21 protein-coding genes are annotated in these 21,501 nt (G+C 43.7%); 13 read left to right on the forward strand and 8 right to left on the reverse strand.

Annotated features, from left to right (window positions below; genetic code table 11):
• Positions 1-156: 156 nt before the first annotated feature.
• Both glyS and glyQ read right to left on the reverse strand, forming a co-directional pair.
• A complete protein-coding gene (gene glyS / locus FKN08_RS20645; protein ID WP_048625587.1) occupies positions 157-2,223 on the reverse strand; it encodes a glycine--tRNA ligase subunit beta in 2,067 nt (688 codons plus the stop codon).
• 12 nt (positions 2,224-2,235) lie between these two features.
• Positions 2,236-3,153, reverse strand: a complete 918-nt coding sequence (gene glyQ, locus FKN08_RS20650) for a glycine--tRNA ligase subunit alpha (protein WP_048625586.1) — start codon at positions 3,151-3,153, stop codon at positions 2,236-2,238.
• Positions 3,154-3,637: 484 nt separating this feature from the next.
• Here glyQ and FKN08_RS20655 point away from each other — a divergent pair, with 484 nt between their 5' ends.
• A complete protein-coding gene (locus FKN08_RS20655; RefSeq protein ID WP_065646886.1) occupies positions 3,638-4,192 on the forward strand; it encodes a TMEM165/GDT1 family protein in 555 nt (184 codons plus the stop codon).
• A 206-nt stretch (positions 4,193-4,398) separates the two neighbouring features.
• A complete protein-coding gene (locus FKN08_RS20660) occupies positions 4,399-4,659 on the forward strand; it encodes a hypothetical protein (RefSeq protein WP_031780377.1) in 261 nt (86 codons plus the stop codon).
• Between the two features lie 42 nt (positions 4,660-4,701).
• On the opposite strand, the gene tusA is transcribed toward FKN08_RS20660, so the two are convergent.
• Entirely contained in the window at positions 4,702-4,950 is a 249-nt protein-coding gene (gene tusA / locus FKN08_RS20665; RefSeq protein ID WP_005394130.1) for a sulfurtransferase TusA, read from the reverse strand.
• A 133-nt stretch (positions 4,951-5,083) separates the two neighbouring features.
• Between tusA and FKN08_RS20670 the strand changes: the two genes are divergently transcribed.
• The 6 genes from FKN08_RS20670 (at position 5,084) to FKN08_RS20695 (ending at position 10,092) form a co-directional block, all read left to right on the forward strand.
• A complete protein-coding gene (locus FKN08_RS20670; protein WP_005394131.1) occupies positions 5,084-5,266 on the forward strand; it encodes a hypothetical protein in 183 nt (60 codons plus the stop codon).
• Positions 5,267-5,440: 174 nt separating this feature from the next.
• Positions 5,441-7,183, forward strand: a complete 1,743-nt coding sequence (locus FKN08_RS20675; RefSeq protein ID WP_170892817.1) for a hypothetical protein — start codon at positions 5,441-5,443, stop codon at positions 7,181-7,183.
• Between the two features lie 205 nt (positions 7,184-7,388).
• The gene (locus tag FKN08_RS20680) at positions 7,389-7,583 is read left to right on the forward strand and encodes a hypothetical protein (RefSeq protein ID WP_170892818.1); all 195 of its coding nucleotides are present in this window, start codon (positions 7,389-7,391) and stop codon (positions 7,581-7,583) included.
• Between the two features lies 1 nt (position 7,584).
• Positions 7,585-8,040 carry a hypothetical protein gene (locus tag FKN08_RS20685; protein WP_170892819.1) on the forward strand — a complete coding sequence of 152 codons (456 nt, stop codon included), beginning with the start codon at positions 7,585-7,587 and terminating at the stop codon, positions 8,038-8,040.
• A 142-nt stretch (positions 8,041-8,182) separates the two neighbouring features.
• Positions 8,183-9,427 carry a primase-helicase family protein gene (locus tag FKN08_RS20690; protein WP_170892820.1) on the forward strand — a complete coding sequence of 415 codons (1,245 nt, stop codon included), beginning with the start codon at positions 8,183-8,185 and terminating at the stop codon, positions 9,425-9,427.
• A gap of 224 nt (positions 9,428-9,651) precedes the next feature.
• Positions 9,652-10,092 carry a hypothetical protein gene (locus FKN08_RS20695; protein ID WP_170892821.1) on the forward strand — a complete coding sequence of 147 codons (441 nt, stop codon included), beginning with the start codon at positions 9,652-9,654 and terminating at the stop codon, positions 10,090-10,092.
• Here the strand turns inward: FKN08_RS20695 and FKN08_RS20700 are convergent.
• Positions 10,089-10,823 (reverse strand): hypothetical protein, encoded by a 735-nt coding sequence (locus tag FKN08_RS20700; protein WP_170892822.1) that lies wholly within the window; start codon positions 10,821-10,823, stop codon positions 10,089-10,091. The two genes, FKN08_RS20695 and FKN08_RS20700, sit on opposite strands and share 4 nt — an antisense overlap.
• Positions 10,824-10,976: 153 nt before the next feature.
• Positions 10,977-11,336, reverse strand: a complete 360-nt coding sequence (locus FKN08_RS20705; protein ID WP_170892823.1) for a hypothetical protein — start codon at positions 11,334-11,336, stop codon at positions 10,977-10,979.
• Between the two features lie 290 nt (positions 11,337-11,626).
• Between FKN08_RS20705 and FKN08_RS20710 the strand changes: the two genes are divergently transcribed.
• A complete protein-coding gene (locus FKN08_RS20710; RefSeq protein ID WP_170892824.1) occupies positions 11,627-12,181 on the forward strand; it encodes a recombinase family protein in 555 nt (184 codons plus the stop codon).
• A 265-nt stretch (positions 12,182-12,446) separates the two neighbouring features.
• Positions 12,447-13,391, forward strand: a complete 945-nt coding sequence (locus tag FKN08_RS20715) for a LysR substrate-binding domain-containing protein (protein ID WP_005378881.1) — start codon at positions 12,447-12,449, stop codon at positions 13,389-13,391.
• Between the two features lie 51 nt (positions 13,392-13,442).
• On the opposite strand, the gene FKN08_RS20720 is transcribed toward FKN08_RS20715, so the two are convergent.
• The 3 genes from FKN08_RS20720 to fadB form a co-directional block, all read right to left on the reverse strand.
• Positions 13,443-14,423, reverse strand: a complete 981-nt coding sequence (locus tag FKN08_RS20720) for an MDR family oxidoreductase (RefSeq protein WP_047010269.1) — start codon at positions 14,421-14,423, stop codon at positions 13,443-13,445.
• Between the two features lie 281 nt (positions 14,424-14,704).
• Entirely contained in the window at positions 14,705-15,880 is a 1,176-nt protein-coding gene (gene fadA / locus FKN08_RS20725) for an acetyl-CoA C-acyltransferase FadA (protein WP_006743176.1), read from the reverse strand.
• A gap of 14 nt (positions 15,881-15,894) precedes the next feature.
• Complete coding sequence (gene fadB, locus FKN08_RS20730) at positions 15,895-18,066, reverse strand: fatty acid oxidation complex subunit alpha FadB (RefSeq protein ID WP_170892825.1); 2,172 nt, start codon at positions 18,064-18,066, stop codon at positions 15,895-15,897.
• Positions 18,067-18,327: 261 nt separating this feature from the next.
• Here fadB and FKN08_RS20735 point away from each other — a divergent pair, with 261 nt between their 5' ends.
• The 3 genes from FKN08_RS20735 to hemG are packed head-to-tail and all read left to right on the forward strand — an operon-like array spanning position 18,328 to position 20,992.
• Positions 18,328-18,951, forward strand: a complete 624-nt coding sequence (locus FKN08_RS20735) for a YigZ family protein (RefSeq protein WP_170892826.1) — start codon at positions 18,328-18,330, stop codon at positions 18,949-18,951.
• A gap of 46 nt (positions 18,952-18,997) precedes the next feature.
• Complete coding sequence (locus FKN08_RS20740) at positions 18,998-20,455, forward strand: TrkH family potassium uptake protein (protein WP_006743175.1); 1,458 nt, start codon at positions 18,998-19,000, stop codon at positions 20,453-20,455.
• 9 nt (positions 20,456-20,464) lie between these two features.
• Positions 20,465-20,992, forward strand: a complete 528-nt coding sequence (gene hemG, locus FKN08_RS20745; protein ID WP_170892827.1) for a menaquinone-dependent protoporphyrinogen IX dehydrogenase — start codon at positions 20,465-20,467, stop codon at positions 20,990-20,992.
• Positions 20,993-21,501: the final 509 nt, after the last annotated feature.

Genomic DNA, 21,501 nt, shown 5'->3' on the forward strand with positions numbered 1-21,501 from the left:
CTACACCAATAAGTTAAACGCGTCTCACCCTACAAATTTTTGCCTTGTTCACAAAATGAATAATAAGAACCGATTATCTCCGTTTAAAGACAACAAAAAAGGGAAGCCGACGCTTCCCTTTACTTATCTCTTAATCACTTCTGAATCAGTAATTAATTACTTTTGAAGGACAGAGATATCTGCGACCTGTAAGAACAGGTTGCGCAGGTTGTTCAGCAATGTCAGACGGTTCTTCTTAAGTGCTTCGTCGTCTGCCATTACCATTACGTTATCGAAGAACGCATCCACTGGCTCACGTAGATCTGCTAGCTTGCTTAGGGCTTCTTGGTAGTTACCTGTAGCAAATGCTGGCTCTAGTGCTTCAGTCATGACTTCAACGCTTTCTGCTAGTGCTTTCTCTGCGTCTTCTTGTAGCAATGCTAGGTCAATTTCTTCTGCAAGTTCGCCGTCGAATTTCGCTAGGATGTTACCAACACGTTTGTTCGCTGCTGCTAGAGACTCTGCCGCTTCCAGTTCACGGAAGTGAGAAACCGCTTTAACACGTTGGTCAAAGTCTGCTGGTTTAGTCGGACGACGAGCCAGTACCGCTTGAATGATGTCTACGCTGAAGCCTTCGTCTTGGTACCAAGCACGGAAACGACCAAGCATGAACTCAATCACGTCTTGTTCAACGTTGTCGTTGGTTAGGCGGTCGCCAAACAGTGACTTCGCTTTCGCTACTAGGTCAACAAGATCTAGGTTGTAGCCGTATTCAACGATGATACGCAGTACACCTAGAGATGCGCGGCGTAGTGCGAATGGGTCACTGCCTTTAGGCGCTTGACCAATACCGAAGATACCTACGATAGTGTCTAGCTTGTCTGCCATTGCAACTGCAGTTGAAACGCCGTTAGATGGCAGTTCATCACCCGCGAAACGAGGCATGTATTGCTCGTTCAGTGCTACTGCAACTTCTTCTGCTTCACCGTCGTGACGAGCATAGTGCATGCCCATAACACCTTGAGTATCCGTAAATTCGAATACCATTGAGGTCATTAGGTCACATTTTGCTAGTAGACCAGCACGCTTTGATTTCTCAACGTCAGCACCAATTTGCTCTGCAATGTAGCCAGCAAGTTCTGTGATGCGGTCTGTTTTGTCTTTGATCGTACCCAGTTGCTTTTGGAAGATCGCTTGCTCTAGTTCAGGCAGACGGTCGATAAGCGGACGCTTACGGTCTGTGTTGAAGAAGAACTCTGCGTCAGCAAGACGAGGACGAACCACTTTCTCGTTACCTTCGATTACGTATCGAGGCTCTTTTGATTCGATGTTCGATACGAAGATGAAGTTAGGTAGTAGCTTCTTGTTTTCGTCATAAACAGGGAAGTACTTCTGGTCACCTTTCATGGTGTAAACCAACGCTTCAGAAGGCACTTTTAGAAACTCTTCTTCGAACTTCGCTGTAAGTACTACTGGCCATTCAACCAGAGACGTGACTTCTTCTACTAGGTCATCTTCTAGATCAGCGATACCGCCAACTTCTGCTGCCGCTTTTTGTGCGTCAGCTAGGATGATGGCTTTACGTGCTTCGTAATCAGCCATAACTTTACCGCGCTCTTCTAGGATAGCAGGGTATTGCTCAGCAGAATCGATAGTGAACTCTTGCTCACCCATGAAGCGGTGACCACGGATAGTGCGGTCAGAAGCGACACCAAGGATCTCGCCTTCGATTAGGTCGCTGCCCATCAGCATGGTTAGCGTTTTCACTGGGCGGATAAATTGAGTCGTTTTGTTACCCCAGCGCATTGGTTTTGCGATAGGTAGGTTTGCTAGTGCTTTCGCTGCAAGTTCAACGACGATCTCAGACGTTGGCTGACCTTTCACTTCTTGTTTGAACAGTAGCCATTCACCTTTATCTGTAACCATGCGCTCTGCTTGGTCAACAGAAATACCACAACCGCGTGCCCAGCCTTGAGCAGCTTTGGTTGGGTTGCCTTCCGCGTCAAACGCTGCAGAAACCGCAGGGCCACGTTTTTCCACGATTTTGTCTGATTGGCTTTCTGCTAGTGCCGCGACTTTAAGTGCAAGACGACGAGGAGCCGCAAACCATTTCACGCCTTCGTGAGCTAGCTCAGCGCCTTTTAGTTCTGCTTCGAAGTTTGCTGCGAATGCTTCAGCTAGCGTACGAAGTTGCGTTGGTGGTAGCTCTTCTGTACCTAGCTCGATTAGAAATTCTTTTGCCATGTTCTCTACCCCTTACGCTTGTTCTTTCTTACACATTGGGAAGCCAAGAGCTTCACGCGATGCGTAGTATGCTTCTGCTACTGACTTAGTCAGATCGCGAATGCGCAAGATGTAACGCTGACGTTCAGTTACTGAGATCGCTTTACGCGCGTCTAGTAGGTTGAATGCGTGACCTGCTTTTAGGATGCGCTCGTAAGCAGGTAATGGCAGTGGCTTTTCAAGCTCAAGCAACTCTTTACACTCTTTCTCACACTGCTCGAAGAAACCAAATAGGAATTCAACGTCTGCGTGCTCGAAGTTGTAAGTCGATTGCTCTACTTCGTTTTGGTGGAAGATATCACCGTAAGTCACCTTGCTGCCGTCTGGCGCGATGTTCCAAACTAGGTCGTAAACAGAGTCTACTTCTTGGATGTACATTGCTAGACGCTCGATACCGTAAGTGATCTCACCAGTGACTGGTTTACACTCAAGGCCGCCAACTTGTTGGAAGTACGTAAACTGAGTCACTTCCATGCCGTTTAGCCAAACTTCCCAGCCTAGACCCCATGCGCCTAGTGTTGGGTTTTCCCAGTTGTCTTCTACGAAACGGATGTCGTGTACAAGAGGGTCAATACCAAGAACTTCAAGGGAGCCAAGGTACAACTCTTGAATATTGTCAGGCGATGGTTTTAGCGCTACTTGGAATTGGTAGTAGTGCTGAAGACGGTTAGGGTTTTCACCGTAACGGCCATCAGTAGGACGACGTGAAGGTTGTACGTAAGCTGTCGACATTGGCTCTGGGCCAAGCGCTCGTAGACAGGTCATTGGGTGAGAGGTACCCGCACCCACTTCCATATCTAGCGGTTGAACAATGGTACAACCATTTTGAGCCCAATAATCCTGCAGCGCGAGGATCATTCCCTGGAAGGTTTTGATATCGTATTTTTGCATAAGTCAGGTTCGCGCGATTCTCTTGTTACTCGTTAATTCGTCATCTATGCCGAGTTTTTCAACTCTAACAACGGCGATAAAGAGTAATTACGGTTGAATAAATTAACAATCTAGTATAACCAGATATTGAGCATGGGAGTAGAGCTAATCTTGATTAATTCGTGGGCGATTTTCTCCTTTAATGAATTTTTACCGCGTTATCTGCTGTATTTTTCTTAAAAGGGAGTTTTTGCCTGCTTTGGCTCTTGAGAAGCGCAACAAAGGTGGCTAGAATTGCGCCTGTCTTTGGGGAGTAGCTTACCTGATGAAGTTTCTGTTTCATCTGGTTCGTCCGTCAACATAATTGGTGCAAAATCACCATGGCGTTCGAGACTTGAAGCCTTTCAAGTTTAGCAAGACCTTAGACAAATCATCACGAACCGGGGTAGGGGCGTGAGGTTTGTCTTCGGTTAAAAATAATAATCCCTGCCCCAATGAGCATGTCGTGAGCGTTTTAGCTATTTCAATTACTACTGTAGCGTTAGCAGAAATTGGCGATAAGACCCAATTGCTATCTCTATTACTCGCAAGTCGTTACCGCAAACCAATCCCAATTATTGCAGCAATCTTTTTGGCAACCATTGCCAACCACGCTTTGGCTGCATGGTTAGGTGTGGTTGTCGCTGACTATTTATCACCTGATATTTTAAAGTGGGTGCTGGTGGTCAGTTTTGTCGCGATGGCGGCTTGGGTGTTGATTCCTGATAAGTTGGATGAAGACGAACAGATTTCAAACCGAGGTCCTTTCATTGCCAGCTTTATTGCTTTCTTTGTGGCTGAGATTGGCGATAAAACTCAGATCGCTACTTCTATCCTAGGCGCGCAGTACGCGGATGCGCTGAGTTGGGTCATACTTGGCACGACCATTGGTATGCTGTTGGCAAACGTGCCTGTGGTGTTAATTGGTAAGCTTTCAGCAGACAAGATGCCCCTGGGTTTGATTCGTAAAGTCACCGCTACTTTGTTCGTGTTGTTGGCGATTGGTGCGGCCTTCTTTTAATGTTTTTAGGCGGATAACGCAGCCTGAAAATGGAAAATGTTATCCGCGAACAATCGTTAAAATGATGCAAATAATCAATAACTAGCGAATTAGTGGCGTAGCTCAAACTCTGACTTAAAATCGCTCCGTAGCGTGACGGATGACATATTAGTGTCATACTTGTCATGGTAGTTTAATGGTGTGAATGATAGCGAGAGGGCAAGTTTATGCTTACACGTTACATGGGGATGACCCCAAAGAGTCAGAGTTATTTATTCACCTTTGGTTTGGCGCTGTGCTTGTTAGCGATGGTACTGACTGATATGTGGTTGCCGATTGTGGCAGGATCGTTCGTTCTTACTGGATTAACAGTAGAGGCGTGGATTCGCGTAGCCCACATCATTCCTATGCATGAAGAGATGCGGGCAATGAAAAAACAACTCAACAAGCTCCAATCAGAAGTTCGCACACTCGAATACGATGAATAAACAAACGGCAGCCAATCGGCTGCCGTTTTTAATTCGACCAGATTATTCCAATCCTTTCTTGATCAGGTACTGATACGGAACTTGCTCCGTTTGTGCCGCAATTAATTGGTGATCCATAAAACGGCAGAAACTCGGAATGTCTCGAGTCGTGGATGGGTCATCTGCTTTGACCAGCAAAATCTCACCATCTTGCATGTTGCGAATTGTCTTCCTGACCATCATCACTGGCTCTGGGCAGCGCAGTCCTTCCGCCTCTAATGTCTTTGTTGCCAGTTCAGGATTAAAGCTCATAGTGTGATTCTCGTAACTAACTTAGCGGTGAATTCTACGTTCGTTGAAAAAATATTCAATAACCACTTGGCAAACGGAATTTTTTGTTTTACCTTAAATTAACAATTTGGTAACAACTGGCAAGGGAGAGGCAATGTTAACAGCGTTAGACAGACTTACGATTTACTCCGTACTTTGTTTTATCTCGTTTTGTGCTTTGGTACTCAGAACGCCAGCTGACACCTCTTTGATGCCTCTTGTAGGCATGGTTGCCACTATTATTGGGATTTGGATCGAGATGCGCAAATGGTCAGGTGCATCTGAGCAAGAAAATTAGCGCTTTTTGCTTCGATCAGAATACTTTAATAACGCTCACCTATTTTTACCGACACTTCATTCCGACACTATCCCCATTTTTCTTGGGCTTCCCCGCTGAAAGGCGGGATTTTTTTTGCCTGAAATTAGGCGGTTAGTTATACATGTGTGACGTGTAACACAATAGGTGTCACACATGACCACAGTTAAACATACTATACAGCGCGGTGAGATGTTTCATTTCAATCATAGGATTGGAGGCATAGTTTACAGAAAGAGCTTAAAAACAGACTCTCCATCTACTTCTCGGCAATATGTATCTGATATCTTATCGTTTATCGAACAAGGTAAAGTATTAGGGGTATCAGTGGAAAAGGAAGATATTGACCAGTTTATTGAGATGTTAATCTCTAACAAAGTAAATGAAATTGTTAGACTAGGCAAAGCAGTCACTGAGCCTATGAGTGCAACAGCGAAGTCTTATTTCGACATCTGGTTTCATCAAACAAAATCTGCAAGAGATTACAACCTGATGGTTGAAGAAAGTAGCAGTAGTGCTCCTATTGATGTTGATATATCAACTCACCTACGTGATTCTCCTTCATATAATCAGTGGCTAACAGCAAGAATGGAGTCGGCTGCGAATCATAGCCCTCTTGTACAAGATTTATCTCAATGGGATGAAGGCGAGGGTTGGAGTATCAATGAAGACCATCAGTTCTATTGGGATTTCAGAGATTACACTTCTCATGCAAGTGAGTGGGAAAGTCATCTAGACCGTGAAGTAACTACACACGCAAAGAATCTCGCTAACGCATACAGTAAAGGTCATTCTGTACGTGCACGTATGGAGCTGGGGGAACTCAAGACCAAGTTTGCCCCGTTGTTAGCTTCCACTCCTCCCCCAGATCATCAGGTGGCACAACCCAATCCTGAACCTGAATCTACAGCACCGTTATTTGAGGATATGTTCGAGGATGTGAAGCAATATATTATTGAAGTTCGCAAGCTAAAACCCAAAACAGCCGAAAACAAAGCCGCAGCTTTTAAAGACTTTGTTCCAGCTTTCCAAGGGTTACCAATAGACCGTATTAGTTTCGAAGACCTAGAACAGATGTGGAATACGTTTGTTGGATTACCAAAATTAGACAAATTCTCTATAACAAAATACGGCATTGAGGGGGATAGCAAAGAAGATAAACGGCTATCTCGATGGGAGCTAGTTGCTAGTGGTGATATCGATGTTGATGAAGAAGATATGCTAAAGGCAAGTACATTTAATGACAAAGTTGCGTTTTTAAAAGACATCTTTATTACGGCAATGCGCAAAGGTTACATTACAACAAACCCGTTAGACATGGCTAACTTAGTAATACCAGAACATCGTAAGACGGCTCGATCACCATTACCAAAGACAACCGTAGCTGCTATTGAAAATCATGCTTTAGCCGTTCGTGATAGTTATTCTATGGCGATTTTAGTGATGATATACCATGGCATGCGCCCCAGTGAGATTACTTCATTAACCAAGTCTCAAGTGGTGACAGATGAAGATACTAAAGTTGTGTATTTCAACATTCTTTCCGGCAAGACAGCTAACGCTATTCGAAAAGTTCCAGTTCACGGCAAGCTACTGAAAGCGGGATTCATGGACTATGTGGATTCATGTTCTAATGAATTGTTTAAGTTCACTCGCCAGCATCTAACAAACTACTTCAATGTTAAGTTGCGCCCTATGTTCGATATCCCATCGAAGAATAGCGCAGGTGAGTTACAGAGCCTATATAGCCTGCGACATAACGTTATATCTCAGCTTGGTCATTTAAGTTCGGAGTTGAAATATAGATTAGTTGGTCATGGTACTAAGACCGTAACTACTAGCTATACATCTATTGAATTGGTAAAAGCACAGGAGATAATCAACAAAATACAACATTAGCCTTAGCACAAATAAATTAGATAGTCAATACAGGTTGCTTGCAAAATTTATTGATTAATGTTAATATGTCTGTATGGATTGGTTAATTAACTAGCCGACCTTAACAATTCGCACTCTTTTAGTGTTGCGATACGATTTGAATGCACTACCACCCTTTAGGGACGGTTGGTGTGTTCTTCTTTTATCTGAAATATAAGGAAATCTTATGTATACACCAGAAGCAGCAATGGTCTACTGCACTCAAAATCGACGCTTGCAACCAGTATTGGTTGTAATTCAGGCACTACTTGACGGTAAGACCGCAGAACAAATCATCCGTGAACAAATAGCACCAAGCCTTTCAATCCGCACCATTCAATATTACGCCAGCAAGTACCAACCAACACAGGAGTGTCACTAATATGAATCAAGAAATTATCAACGAATTAAACGAACGTTGTCCAATCAAGTTTGACCAAGAGCGATTAGATACACTCGAAGCCACCACCAAGATGCTGCATGAACGTGACGGGAAATACGTCAAAGAGTTTTATTCTTCTATCTATTACTTTCTCAACGATGTTCCGGAGAAGTTGAAACAAAAGTTTGTTCTTGTTTCTGATAAATACAGATTAGCTGGCGCAGGTATTAGCATTGTGTATGAGCTACCACCAGCGAAAGCGAAACAGAAATTAGCGGAATCATTAGACAAGGTACGAGTTGATTACCAAGCCGATATTGAAGCCAAACAGCAACGATGGATTGAAGAGCAAATTCAAAGTCTATTGGATGAAGAAAAAGCTCAAGCGTTAGCGGTCGCAGAAGCCAAAGAGCGTGAATTTAAGAAATCGCTACTAGATGCTTTCAAACAAGGATAAATAATACGATGAAATTAAATTTTTCAAACGATCTGTACAAAAACCTATTAGACGAAGCCAACCGTAAAAATATGCCATTAGCATCACTAATCACACAGGTTCTATACGAATTTACACAAAAATCTCACAGCAAGGAGAATGAATGTCAGGAATACCGCAAGAAGTAAAAGAGTTCATTTGCAAGTTAAAGTCAGAGGGCATATGCAGAGTAACAGATTCAAATAAAAACTATCTTTTCTGGAGTCCATACTCTCAGACCAAACAACCCTCTTGTTTTATCGAAAATGCCTTTAAATCCTCGTGTCCGAAGGCAGACCATGAATCTCATCTTGGTTATGTCATTAACTCATTACCGCTTATCACGGGTACATACTTTCGACCAGTTCAAGATAAATTCATACAGCTAGGTTTATTTGAAACTCGACTGAATACCTTCAAACCGTATAGAGTAAAAACAGATAGTGCCGATTGCCCTTTATTTCTTCAATTATTAAATCGGCTAGTTCCTGATTCAAAAGAACGTCATTATTTTACACAATGGCTTGCTCACCTTATCCAGCGACCAGATGAACGCCCGAGTATTGCTGTGATGCTAACCAGTGAGGAGGGTACGGGTAAAGGAGTGTTGTTTCATCACATCATATCACCGTTGGTTAGTCATCAGTCTAGGTTATGCGCCAGTTATGATGAATTCTTAGGTAAACATGCAACAGCATTAAGCGAAACACTCTTTGTAATGCTCGACGATGTTAAAAGCTCCAGTGATACAACTATCACCAAAATGAAGAGTAAGATTTCTGAGAAAACCGTTACCATTGAGAAGAAATATGAACAGCCGTTCAAGCAGGAATGTTTTGCCCGTATCCTTTTGGCAAGTAATGAAAGGCGTCCTCTGAAATTAGATAAAAATGATACAAGACGTTGGTTTGTTCCTCAGTACATTGAACATCAGCAGAGCAAAGAGGAGACTCAGAGCTTCATATCTACGTTACTAAACTGGCTCGATGATCCGATAGCTGGTGGACTGGATACAATATATAACTATCTGAGAGGATACGACCTAACGGATTTCAATCCATTTATTGTTGAACCAACAGAAACATTAAAATCAATGGTTGAAATGTCAGTTAGTTATCTTGAATCTCAGGTTGTCGAACATATCGACAATTCACCAGTATTCAAATTGAAAGAATTCTTACAACAGTTTGATGATTCACAAAAAGATATCGTGAAAAGCTTAATAACTAAGCACTGTAAGGAAACCAAGAACCTCAAAGATCCAATGAGTGGTAAATATGGCAGGTATTGGCAAAGAAGTTCATTGTCAGGAAAAGAAGCTCAGGACTATATCAACGCTCAGGTTCCACAAAAAATAATGCCGTTCTAAGACGCTTATAAATTAATTTGTCTTAGATAAGACATTAAGAAGACATTCTCACAAATCTTAGAGTCTAGTTGTGCCAAACCTTTCTGGTTCAATAAGGCAAAAAAGACATTTTCAATAACCACTCTATTAATAGCATAGCGAGTTTTCGTAGATAACTGGTGCGGTTTACCGTGCCTGTAATCTGGAAAGCGTAGCTATTGCTTCATAAGGATAACAATAATTATATGAATTATGATTCCAAAGAAGAAGAACAGTTTCATCAACGCCACCCAGAGTTAATTTTATGCTCAGGCAAACCGTACAATTTTACATTCTATGATAATGAAGGGACACCGTTTCGAGCATACCCCGATTTCTACAGTGAAAAGCTAGGCTGCTACATCGAATTCAAGTGCCACCAGCTCAACAATAAACTTGATAAACGATCGGCAGAAGCAGCTCATCAGAAACAGATAAATTATAAGGGCTATGATTGCCTCAAGTATCAACTAGATTACGGCTGGAATCATTCACTTCACAAACAAGCCAAAGTTCAATCTTCCTTAAAGTCTCTAGGTATTGAGATGATGGTTTTGTTCAAGAAAGGGACAAAATTGACAACCCAAGCCATTAACAAGATGAATGATAACGGCTTAAATTGGGTACTAGAAGAAGATTTGTTCTAGTTGAATGGTACGCGCACAAGCTCCTTGGTCGTTGTCATTTTAAACTCTGTAGTATTAGATTTCTGGTCATAATTTAAAGCCACTTTATCTTCAGTGCGCCAACGTCCCCATTTTTTTGAATCATTTAACCAGCCAGCCCAAACCATAGTTTCATTTCTACTGTCAATTTCACAGACATATGACCATTTAGTATTGTCATCTCTTCTTATGTAATCTACGTAGATTAGCCCTTGGTTGTCTTCTCTATCAAATCTGATGATACTTACAGGTCGGTGAAATAGTTGGCTTATATACGTTTTGCAAAGCTTTGCTTTTTGGGTAGTGGTGTAATCCTTAGCGCCAGAATTTACAGATGCGAATAGTAATCCGATCGCAAACATACCTCCAACAGCAAGCCATGCCTTGTTAGATGAGTTTTTACTTGATGTAGCGTCCGAACTAGCATCAAAGGTCGTGGGCTGTTCTCCGCTTTGCTGGTTATTACCATGCTTGAGAAAATCTTCGAATAGTACGGTGTAGCAGTCTTCTTTCATCTTGGCAGTAAAAGATTGCTTCGTCCTGAGTGTGAATTTTACATAATGATCTTTACCAATTGTTTCTACCTTGCTGAGTTCGACAATCTCATTGATTGGGATAACCATCATCCCGTCAGCATTCTTAGTTAATTTGTGGTCATGATATTGCCACTTCCCTGATTTTAGATCACCACTAACTATCTCGATTTCTATCATTTACAATTTCCCTTGCTCAACCGCATGCTACCTAGTAGAAAAATTAGACTTAGACTAAATTTTTGACGCATTGTAAGCTTTAACTATATGAAAATAAATGGCTTATCTGGATTTAAGAGCACCGAGTGATAGTAACTTATCCTACCTAAAATACTAAAGCAGTGCTTGAACAGCTTTACCAATAGTACCTAATACAGAACGAATAATTTTTTGAAACAATATTAATAGCCCCATACCCAATATAAAGCCAATCCATACAAATTCACTGTCACCAGAAGGGAACATAGTGTCATACTTGAAGACTACACTGTAAGAGATATACACGTAGATCAGACCAAAAATGAAATCAACCACACCTCTTAATGTCTTTTCTAAGTTAAAACGGTTATTGCCAATGATGTCAGTAGCTTCGTTCCCTTGGTTACAAGGATGTGTTGGACACCCACAGTTTGGACAAGACGGAGCTTTATCTGAGAACTCCTTACCACACTCATTACAAGTTATTAATGCCATAGCCAATGATTCTATTTAGTAAACTTATATAGAATATACATCAATTTGCTTAACTATCCCCTCTTGCTATGTCACATTCTCCAGAATTTTTTTAAAGATGTGTTTTTATACAAAAGCCTTGGTATAGCAAGCTTTACGTGCCACTCTGCTATCATATTAAATACAATTAATTCCTATCTTTTAGGCTTGATCTTATGACTTACTGATAGATGTCTATCATTTAGGTTGTTGACAACTCATACGATAGAATTATCATAAGGGCTACTATATGATAGATAGGAAGTTGAAAGATGATTTACGGATATGTTCGAGTCAGTACCGATACACAGCACACTGATCCACAAAAAAGCGAGATTACTGCGAAGTATCCTGAAGCAAAAATACACACTGATGTAGCCAGTGGTAAGAGTTTGGAGCGTCCACAGCTAACAGAGTTACTTGGTAAAGTTAAGAAAGGGGATAAGATAGTTATTCGAGAATTAAGTCGTCTCGGACGTTCTCAGGGCGAATTAATGACACTGATAGAGGAATATCAAAAGAAAGGGGTTGAGTTTGAAATCTTGAATATCGGTGTAGACACATCTTCAGTATCAGGAAAGATGGTATTAGGAATCTTAGCTAGTGTTTCCCAAATGGAACGTGAGTTAATGTTAGAACGTCAAGCTCTAGGTATCGCCAAAGCTAAAGCAGAAGGTAAATATAAAGGCAAACAGCAAAGTCCTGAAACTATCAAGAAGTGTAAAGAGGCATTGAAGTATGTAGACAAGGGCATGAGCAAAGAGAAAGCTTGTAAAGCCGTTGGGGTAGGTATCGCAACGCTTTATCGTTACATCAAAGCAGCCTAGGATATTTTAAACAAAGGCTCCATGACTAGCACAGTATATTCGTGCCACTAAGCGAAGCCCGCAAGATATTTCCCTTAATATCTCCACCAAGAAGCACCACCAGCAATGGGTTGGAAGCTTTATAATTTGTACACAATGTCGTATTGTTATGTAACACATATCTATAAACCCACACGTCCCACGGAAACTATCCGCTGAAAGGCGGGATTTTTTTTGCCTGAAGAGTACAATTTACCTAAACACATACAAAATAAGTGGCTAATTCGTGGAACTGGAAGACATCTATCGCCGAGATTTAAATTTACTGGTTGCGTTGCGAGTACTGATAGAAGAAAACAGTGTCAGTAAGGCGGCAACACGTCTGAATTTGAGTCAATCGGCAATGAGTCGTGTGCTTGGTCGTCTGCGTGACTTATTGGGAGACCCGCTGTTTACTCGTCAGGGACAGCATTTGATCCCAACTCAGAAAGCGTTAGAGATCGATCGCTCATTAGGTGAACCATTAGAGTCTTTACGTCAGTTGTTATCTCCGGTTGAGTTTGACCCATTGCAATGCGTACAGACTTTCAACATCGTGACCACCGACTATGCCATGCAAACCATTCTGCCGTTTGCTTTACCGCGCATTTATCAAGAAGCGCCAAACGTGTCTTTTAACTTCTTACCACTGCAACACGACCGTTTATCAGATCAGCTCACTTATGAAGGTGCAGACTTAGCGATTTGTCGCCCGACAGGTCCGGTGGAGCCGCTACGCAGTGAAGTGTTGGGGCGAGTGGGGGTGCTGTGTATGCTTTCAAAACAGCATCCATTAGCGGATAAAGAAATGAGCTTGGATGATTATCTGAGTCATCCACATGCCATGATCGCCATCAGTGATGGTGTTAAGGCACTGATCGAACAAGCTTTGATGGAGAAACCTAAGCGTAAAATGGTTCTGCGGGCTTATCATTTAGAAGCCGCATTGGCGATCATGGATACCTTGCCAATTATCATCACAGTGCCAGCGGACTTGGCGTATCTGGTTGCCGAGCGTTATGACTTGGTGGTGAAACCATTACCATTCCAATTTACTCCATTTGAATACTCGATGATTTGGCATGCGCGTTGCGAGCATTCTCCTGCTCAAGAATGGTTAAGAACGATTGTGCGTGAAGAATGTAGCCGTCTAATAGCTAAGCGTATCGAAGATATGGGACTAAACTGCTAACAAAAAGAGCCAGCAATGCCGGCTCTTCGTCTGTTTACGCTGAGTCAGTGTTTATAGCTTGATAACCACACGACCTGTTACTTGACCGTTGGTGATGTCTTCTGCGTATTTTGGTGCTTCTGCTAGTTCTACTTCAGTACATGCTTGCTCGAAATAGCTGTCTGGTAGTAGTTCAACCAGTTTTTCCCATGCTGCGATGCGTTTCTCTGTTGGACACATTACTGAGTCCACACCTTGTAGACGAACGTTACGTAGGATGAACGGCATCACTGTAGTTGGTAGATCAAAACCACCTGCAAGACCACAAGCGGCGACTGCACTGTTGTAATCCATTTGCGCCAACACTTTTGCTAGTACTTTGCTGCCGACGGTATCTACCGCACCTGCCCATACTTGCTTTTCAAGTGGACGTGCTGGTTCTTCAAATTCAGTACGGTCAATGATGCGGCTAGCACCTAGTTTTTCAAGTAGCGGACCGTTTTTCTCTACACGTCCTGTCACTGCTGCAACTTTGTAGCCAAGCTGCGCTAGGAGCGTTACTGCTACCGAGCCTACGCCGCCACTTGCGCCCGTTACTAGGATTTCACCAGCTTCAGGTTTGATGCCTGCATCAAGCAGTGCTTGAACACATAGCATACCAGTGAAGCCAGCAGTACCAACCATCATTGCTTTTTTGCTGTCTAGACCTTTTGGTAGTGGCACTAGCCAATCCGCTTTTAGACGAGCACGTTGAGCCATGCCACCCCAATGGTTTTCACCCACGCCCCAGCCAGTTAAGACCACTTTGTCACCAGCTTGGTAACGCGAATCTTCAGAACTTACAACCGTACCCGCTAGATCAATGCCAGGTACCATCGGGAAGTTACGGATGATTTTACCTTTACCTGTGATCGCCAAACCATCTTTGTAATTCAACGATGAGTAATCGACTTCAACCAGAACGTCGCCTTCCGGCAGTTGTGTTTCATCGATTTGCTCGATACTAGCGATAGTGCGTTTGTCTTCTTGGTTTAGAACTAGAGCATTAAACATAAGGTTCTCCGAAATTGCGTTAGCGTGACTCAGTTGCCACATACAGCAAGATATTAACTGTCTATAAGTCTATGTCTTCTCTATCTATGAATAAAATGAAAGTTACTCATTTTATGTATGCTTTGTATGCATATTTACTGTGTTTGGCGTAAAACAAAGGGCGACATCTGATGTCGCCCTTAAGTGTAATACTAAATTATTTTAGTATTTATTCATTTCATGCTGGTTGTTGAGTAGATCACTACGACCATCGTCGTTTTGAGCCTACTTCACCTCAAGCGTTAAGGCCTCTCAAATACGGTCGCTATACCCTGACCCAAACCGATACACATAGTGGCCAGACCATATTTCGCATCTTTCGCTTCCATTAGGTTGATCAACGTTGTTGAGATGCGTGAACCAGAACAGCCTAGTGGATGACCCAATGCTATCGCACCACCGTTAAGGTTGACCTTCTCATCCATCACATCAAGCAGACCTAAGTCTTTAGCACACGGCAGAGACTGCGCTGCAAATGCTTCGTTTAGCTCAACCACATCCATGTCTTCAATTGAAAGACCGGCACGCTTGAGCGCTTTTTTCGTCGCCGGTACCGGACCGTAACCCATGATGGATGGATCGCAGCCCGCAATGGCCATGCCTTTGATACGTGCACGAATCTTCAAGCCAAGCTCGTTGGCTTTCTCTTCGCTCATGATCAACATCGCTGATGCACCATCAGACAGAGCCGATGATGTACCGGCTGTTACTGTACCGTTTGCTGGATCGAAAACAGGGCGAAGCTGAGACAGACCTTCAACGGATGTTTCAGGGCGAATCACTTCGTCGTAATCCAGAGTGAACAGTGTGCCGTCTGCTGCGTGGCCTTCAATTGGTAGAATTTCGTTTTTAAAACGACCCTCTACGGTTGCTGCGTGCGCACGAGCATGAGAACGTGCAGCAAACTCGTCTTGTTGCTCACGGCTAATGCCATGTAATTTACCAAGCATTTCAGCCGTTAAGCCCATCATGCCCGCAGCTTTTGCTACGTTCTTTGACATACCTGGGTGGAAGTCCACGCCGTGGTTCATCGGCACGTGCCCCATGTGTTCAACACCACCAATTAGGCAGATTTCAGCATCGCCAGTCATGATGGCACGTGTACCGTCATGCAGCGCTTGCATGGATGAGCCACACAAACGGTTAACCGTCACAGCGCCAATTTCAATCGGCAGGCCCGCGAGTAGCGCGGCATTACGTGCAACGTTAAAGCCTTGCTCTAGTGTTTGCTGTACACAGCCCCAGTAGATGTCTTCAATCTCGCTTGGGTTCACTTGTGGGTTACGCGCAAGGATACCCTTCATTAGGCGCGCGGATAGATCTTCTGCTCGTGTATGACGGAAAGCACCACCTTTAGAGCGACCCATTGGAGTACGTAGACAATCGACTACGACAACATTTCTTGTTTGATTAGTCATTTTAGAATCCCTCCTTAGATAGAACCTTGCTGTTGTGCACCGTAAAAGCTTTCACCTTTCGCCGCCATATCAATCAGCATTTGCGGTACTTGGTACATCGCACCTAGCTCGGCGTGTTGTTTTGCCATTTCAACGTATTCAGCAATACCCACGCTGTCTAGGTAGCGGAATACGCCACCGCGGAATGGAGGGAAACCAAGACCATAAACCAATGCCATGTCTGCTTCCTGCGGAGTAGCGATGATGCCTTCTTGAAGGCACAGCACCACTTCGTTGATCATTGGAATCATCATACGTTGAATGATGGTCTCATCGTCAAAGTCATGCTTATCGGCACAAACGTCAGCAAGTACTGGTAAGATCGCTTCTGAGAAGGTTTTCTTCGGCTTACCTTTTTTATCTATGGTGTAGCTGTAGAAGCCATTACCATTTTTCTGACCATATTTGTCTGCTTCAAATAGTGCATCAATCGCATCACGACCTTGTTTACCCATACGCTCAGGGAAACCGTCAGCCATCACAGCTTGTGCGTGGTGCGCAGTATCAATGCCGACTACGTCAAGCAAGTACGCCGGTCCCATCGGCCAGCCAAACTTACGCTCCATGACTTTGTCGATTTTCGTAAAGTCAGCACCATCACGAAGTAGCATGCTGAAGCCGCCAAAGTATGGGAACAATACGCGGTTAACGAAGAACCCTGGGCAGTCATTAACGACAATTGGTGATTTGCCCATTTTCGCAGCATACGCCACAACACGATTGATGGTTTCATCAGAGGTGTGCTCACCACGGATGATCTCAACAAGAGGCATACGATGCACTGGGTTGAAGAAGTGCATACCACAGAAGTTTTCTGGGCGTTTTAGTGATTTTGCCAATAGGTTGATTGGAATCGTCGAGGTGTTTGAGGTGATAACGGTGTCGTCACCGACATGGGATTCGACTTCACTCAAAACCGCCGCTTTTACTTTCGGATTTTCAACGACAGCTTCAACAATCACATCAGAGTTTTCAATACCTGCGTAATGTAGGCTCGGTGTGATTGACGCTAAAATACCCGCCATCTTAAAGCCATCAATGCGACCGCGAGATAAGCGTTTATTCAGCAGCTTAGATGCTTCAGTCATGCCTAGGTCGAGCGACGCTTGTGCGATGTCTTTCATTAAGACAGGCACACCTTTTAGCGCTGATTGGTAAGCAATGCCGCCACCCATGATACCTGCACCTAATACGGCTGCACGTTGCGTGTCTTTACTTGCTGACTTCGCTGCTTTTTTCGCAATGCCTTTGATGTATTGATCGTTAAGGAATAGGCCAACCAGTGATTTTGCTTCTTCCGATTTAGCCAATTTCACGAAGTGCTTACGTTCAATGTCTAACGCTTCATTACGTGCAAAGCGAGCACCTTCTTCAATCGTGATAACGGCTGTCATTGGGGCAGGGTAGTGAGGGCCAGCTTTCTGTGCCACTAGACCTTTCGCCATGGTGAAGCTCATCATCGATTCTAGCTTACTCAGCGTTAGCGGAGATGTTTTCTGTGCTCGGCGTGCTTGCCAGTCAAGTTTCTCGTTAATTGCAGAGTTAAGAGTTTGTAGTGCTGATTCGTATAAAGCATCAGTCTCTACAACAGCATCGAGTAAGCCAATTTTCAATGCTTCATCAGCTCGGCATGCTTTACCTTGGGTGATGATTTCCATTGCGCTGTCTGCGCCAATAACGCGAGGTAAGCGTACACAACCACCAAAGCCTGGCATGATTCCCAGTTTCGTTTCTGGTAGGCCGATGCTGGTGGTTTTGTCACCAATACGCATGTCTGTTGCTAGTACACATTCACAACCGCCACCAAGAGCGTGGCCTTTGATCACTGAGATGGTCGGAACGGGTAAGTCTTCTAATTTGTTAAAGATGCTATTAGCAAATTGCAGCCATTGGTCGAGCTCGGCATCCGTTTTAGCAAACAGACCTAAAAACTCGGTAATGTCTGCGCCTACAATGAATGCGTCTTTATCTGAAGTGAGCAACAACCCCTTGAGGCCTTGATGGGCAATGAGCGCATCAAGAGCTTTATCTAGCGATTCCAATGTCGCTAGGTCGAGTTTGTTGACGGATTTTGGAGAGCAGAAGCTTAGCTCTGCAATACCATCTTGTATTTCCTTTACCTGTAGGGTTTCGGCTTGGTAAATCATTGTCTATCTCCATGACATACAATCGTGGATTGTCTGTATACCTATTTCAACGACGCCGTGTACCTCGGCAAATAGGTATCGAGGAAGTCGTTTTATTTTTGTTCTGGTTTGACCAGTAAAGTTAGTTTGGATCGTGGATTGTCTAATTTCAATACATTTTTTAAACAAGTGTTTAACATTGTGCGCTGTGGCAGATCTTATGCGACGGGTAAATCACACTCGTGATAGACTTCAGGCAAATAGACCTGAATCCATAATCCTATGAATGACAAGCCTTATCTGATTCCAGCAGAGCCCGCTCAATTTGAAGAAGAAATTAAAAAGAGCGTCTTCATTACTTATTTGGTACACACGCCAAGTATCGAAGCTGCAAAAGCATTTGTTGATCAAATCAAAGCTAAACACGCTGATGCTAGACATAACTGTTGGGGCTTTGTTGCTGGTCGACCAGAAGATTCGATGAAGTGGGGCTTTAGTGATGATGGGGAGCCATCCGGAACTGCAGGCAAACCGATCCTGGCGCAGCTGTCTGGCTCTGGGGTGGGGGAGATCACGGCAGTGGTCACGCGATACTCTGGTGGAATCAAGTTAGGTACAGGCGGCTTGGTTAAAGCGTATGGGGGTGGGGTACAACAAGCACTCAAGCTGCTTCAAACTATTGAGAAAAAAATAACCACAAAGCTCAGACTAACGTTAGACTATGGGTTTATGCCGATCGCACAGTCAATCATGCCGCAATTTGGTGCGATAGAAGTCGAGGCTGAATACAGCGATCAGGTGGTATTAGTGGTGGAAATTGAGCTTCGAGAAGTGAGCGCGTTTACCCAAGCAATCATCAATAAAAGCGGGGCAAAGGCAATTGTCACTCCGCTAGACGGACAATAATGAAAAACAGGAAGCAACAGGGACAGCTTCGCTAGTCAATTTATCCATGCAATTTCGTTCAATTATTCGAATCGTCGGGCTACTGCTCGCACTCTTTAGTGTCACTATGCTTGCGCCAGCACTCGTTGCGCTGATCTATCGAGATGGTGCAGGTGTACCTTTTGTCACGACATTTTTTGTTCTGCTGTTTTGTGGGGCCGTTTGTTGGTACCCAAACCGCAGGTATAAGCACGAGCTTAAAGCTCGAGATGGCTTTCTTATTGTCGTTCTGTTCTGGACAGTACTTGGCAGCGCAGGCTCGATCCCCTTTCTAATAGCTGACAACCCGAACGTCTCAGTGACAGATGCGTTTTTTGAATCGTTTTCTGCTCTCACGACGACCGGGGCGACCGTTATTGTTGGTTTGGATGAGTTACCTAAAGCGATTCTATTCTATCGACAGTTACTGCAGTGGTTCGGCGGTATGGGAATCATCGTATTAGCGGTGGCGATTTTGCCAGTACTTGGCATTGGTGGTATGCAGCTTTACCGCGCCGAGATCCCAGGTCCAGTCAAGGACACTAAAGTGACGCCGCGCATAGCAGAAACCGCTAAAGCGCTTTGGTACATCTATTTGAGCCTGACTATCGCCTGTGCTTCGGCTTTTTGGTTAGCTGGTATGACGCCATTTGACGCCATCAGTCACAGCTTTTCCACCATTGCCATTGGTGGCTTCTCTACCCACGATGCCAGCATTGGATACTTTGATAGTTACGCGATTAACCTGATTACGGTGGTTTTTCTGCTTATATCTGCATGTAACTACACGCTGCACTTTGCTGCATTTGCATCAGGTGGCGTACATCCCAAGTATTACTGGAAAGATCCTGAGTTTCGCGCCTTCTTGTTTATTCAAGTGCTGCTATTTGTCATTTGCTTTCTATTATTACTGAAACATCACTCTTACACATCGACATACGATGCTTTCGATCAGGCTCTGTTCCAAACCGTATCAATATCCACAACAGCGGGCTTTACGACAACAGGTTTTGCGGATTGGCCGCTCTTCTTACCTGTGCTGTTATTGTTCTCTTCCTTTATAGGTGGTTGTGCTGGTTCAACAGGCGGCGGCATGAAAGTGATCCGTATCCTGCTTCTTACCTTACAAGGTGCGCGTGAACTAAAACGTTTAGTCCATCCACGCGCGGTTTACACCATCAAAGTAGGTGGCAGTGCCCTACCACAACGTGTTGTCGATGCGGTTTGGGGCTTCTTCTCCGCATACGCATTGGTATTTGTGGTTTGTATGTTGGGGTTGATTGCAACAGGAATGGATGAGCTCAGTGCGTTCTCGGCGGTGGCTGCGACTCTGAACAACCTCGGTCCTGGCTTGGGAGAAGTGGCGCTTCACTTTGGTGATGTTAACGACAAAGCAAAATGGGTATTAATAGTTTCTATGCTGTTTGGTCGTTTGGAAATCTTTACCTTACTTATTCTACTTACGCCGACGTTTTGGCGTAGCTAAGGGGAAATCGTGGCAAAAGCATTATTTCTATACTCTTCCCGCGAAGGGCAGACTAAAAAAATTCTCCACTATATAGATGAACAACTTCCAGACTTCGATTGTGAGCTGGTGGATTTACATAATGTCGAGACGATTGACTTCAGCCAATACGACAGAGTATTGATAGGCGCCTCTATTCGCTATGGCCATCTTAATAAAAAGCTATACCAGTTTATTGAGCGAAACTTCAATCAATTGGAGCAAAATAAAGTGGCATTTTTCTGCGTAAACCTAACCGCTCGTAAAGAGGACCAAGGAAAGGATACACCTGAAGGTAGTGCCTACATTCGCAAGTTCCTAATTAAATCGCCTTGGAAACCAACGCTAATCGGTGTTTTTGCTGGTGCACTTTATTACCCACGTTACAGCTGGTTCGACAGAACTATGATTAGGTTCATTATGTCGATGACAGGTGGCGAAACCGATACGACCAAAGAAGTGGAATACACCAATTGGGAAAAAGTGGCTCTTTTCGCAGATAAATTCAGAGAACTGTAGAAATAACGTGCTCTTTTGACCGCTTTTGATGCAAATTTATCCGAAAGATAAAAAAATCAAAAAAAACGAGAAAAAGGGCTTGCCAATGTGATCGCAATCTCTATAATGCCACCTCGCTGACACGGCAACGCTTCGAAAGAAACGAAAGCCAAGTTAGCAAGCCAAATTAGCCAAGCGGAAACGCTTGAAGAAAGTTTGAAAAAAGTGATTGACACTAAACTTTAACTCGCTAAAATGGCCGTCCTGTTTTGAGCAAGGCTCAACAGGAAAAGCTCTTTAACAATATAGACCTATCAATCTGTGTGGGCACTCGTTGATGATAATCCAAATAGTTTCTTCGGAAACAATTTAGGTTTCAATGAAACGAAGTGACCATTGAATTTTCGGATTCAGCACAGTCAATTCAAACATTACTTATGTAATGTTCAGTATTCATTGAGCCGAACAAAATCTTAAATTGAAGAGTTTGATCATGGCTCAGATTGAACGCTGGCGGCAGGCCTAACACA

This window comes from Vibrio sp. 1-2 (7-a), from assembly GCF_013048515.1.
Classification (GTDB): domain Bacteria; phylum Pseudomonadota; class Gammaproteobacteria; order Enterobacterales; family Vibrionaceae; genus Vibrio; species Vibrio diabolicus.

Coding starts and splice junctions, on each gene's coding strand:
- FKN08_RS20710 (WP_170892824.1), top strand. CDS start 11,627: ATGATTTACGGATATGTTCGAGTCAGTACCGATACACAGCACACTGAT.
- FKN08_RS20670 (WP_005394131.1), top strand. CDS start 5,084: ATGTTAACAGCGTTAGACAGACTTACGATTTACTCCGTACTTTGTTTT.
- glyQ (WP_048625586.1), bottom strand. CDS start 3,153: ATGCAAAAATACGATATCAAAACCTTCCAGGGAATGATCCTCGCGCTG.
- FKN08_RS20675 (WP_170892817.1), top strand. CDS start 5,441: ATGACCACAGTTAAACATACTATACAGCGCGGTGAGATGTTTCATTTC.
- FKN08_RS20690 (WP_170892820.1), top strand. CDS start 8,183: ATGTCAGGAATACCGCAAGAAGTAAAAGAGTTCATTTGCAAGTTAAAG.
- fadB (WP_170892825.1), bottom strand. CDS start 18,066: ATGATTTACCAAGCCGAAACCCTACAGGTAAAGGAAATACAAGATGGT.
- tusA (WP_005394130.1), bottom strand. CDS start 4,950: ATGAGCTTTAATCCTGAACTGGCAACAAAGACATTAGAGGCGGAAGGA.
- FKN08_RS20680 (WP_170892818.1), top strand. CDS start 7,389: ATGTATACACCAGAAGCAGCAATGGTCTACTGCACTCAAAATCGACGC.
- FKN08_RS20720 (WP_047010269.1), bottom strand. CDS start 14,423: ATGTTTAATGCTCTAGTTCTAAACCAAGAAGACAAACGCACTATCGCT.
- fadA (WP_006743176.1), bottom strand. CDS start 15,880: ATGACTAATCAAACAAGAAATGTTGTCGTAGTCGATTGTCTACGTACT.
- glyS (WP_048625587.1), bottom strand. CDS start 2,223: ATGGCAAAAGAATTTCTAATCGAGCTAGGTACAGAAGAGCTACCACCA.
- FKN08_RS20660 (WP_031780377.1), top strand. CDS start 4,399: ATGCTTACACGTTACATGGGGATGACCCCAAAGAGTCAGAGTTATTTA.
- FKN08_RS20685 (WP_170892819.1), top strand. CDS start 7,585: ATGAATCAAGAAATTATCAACGAATTAAACGAACGTTGTCCAATCAAG.
- FKN08_RS20700 (WP_170892822.1), bottom strand. CDS start 10,823: ATGATAGAAATCGAGATAGTTAGTGGTGATCTAAAATCAGGGAAGTGG.
- FKN08_RS20735 (WP_170892826.1), top strand. CDS start 18,328: ATGAATGACAAGCCTTATCTGATTCCAGCAGAGCCCGCTCAATTTGAA.
- FKN08_RS20695 (WP_170892821.1), top strand. CDS start 9,652: ATGAATTATGATTCCAAAGAAGAAGAACAGTTTCATCAACGCCACCCA.
- FKN08_RS20705 (WP_170892823.1), bottom strand. CDS start 11,336: ATGGCATTAATAACTTGTAATGAGTGTGGTAAGGAGTTCTCAGATAAA.
- FKN08_RS20740 (WP_006743175.1), top strand. CDS start 18,998: ATGCAATTTCGTTCAATTATTCGAATCGTCGGGCTACTGCTCGCACTC.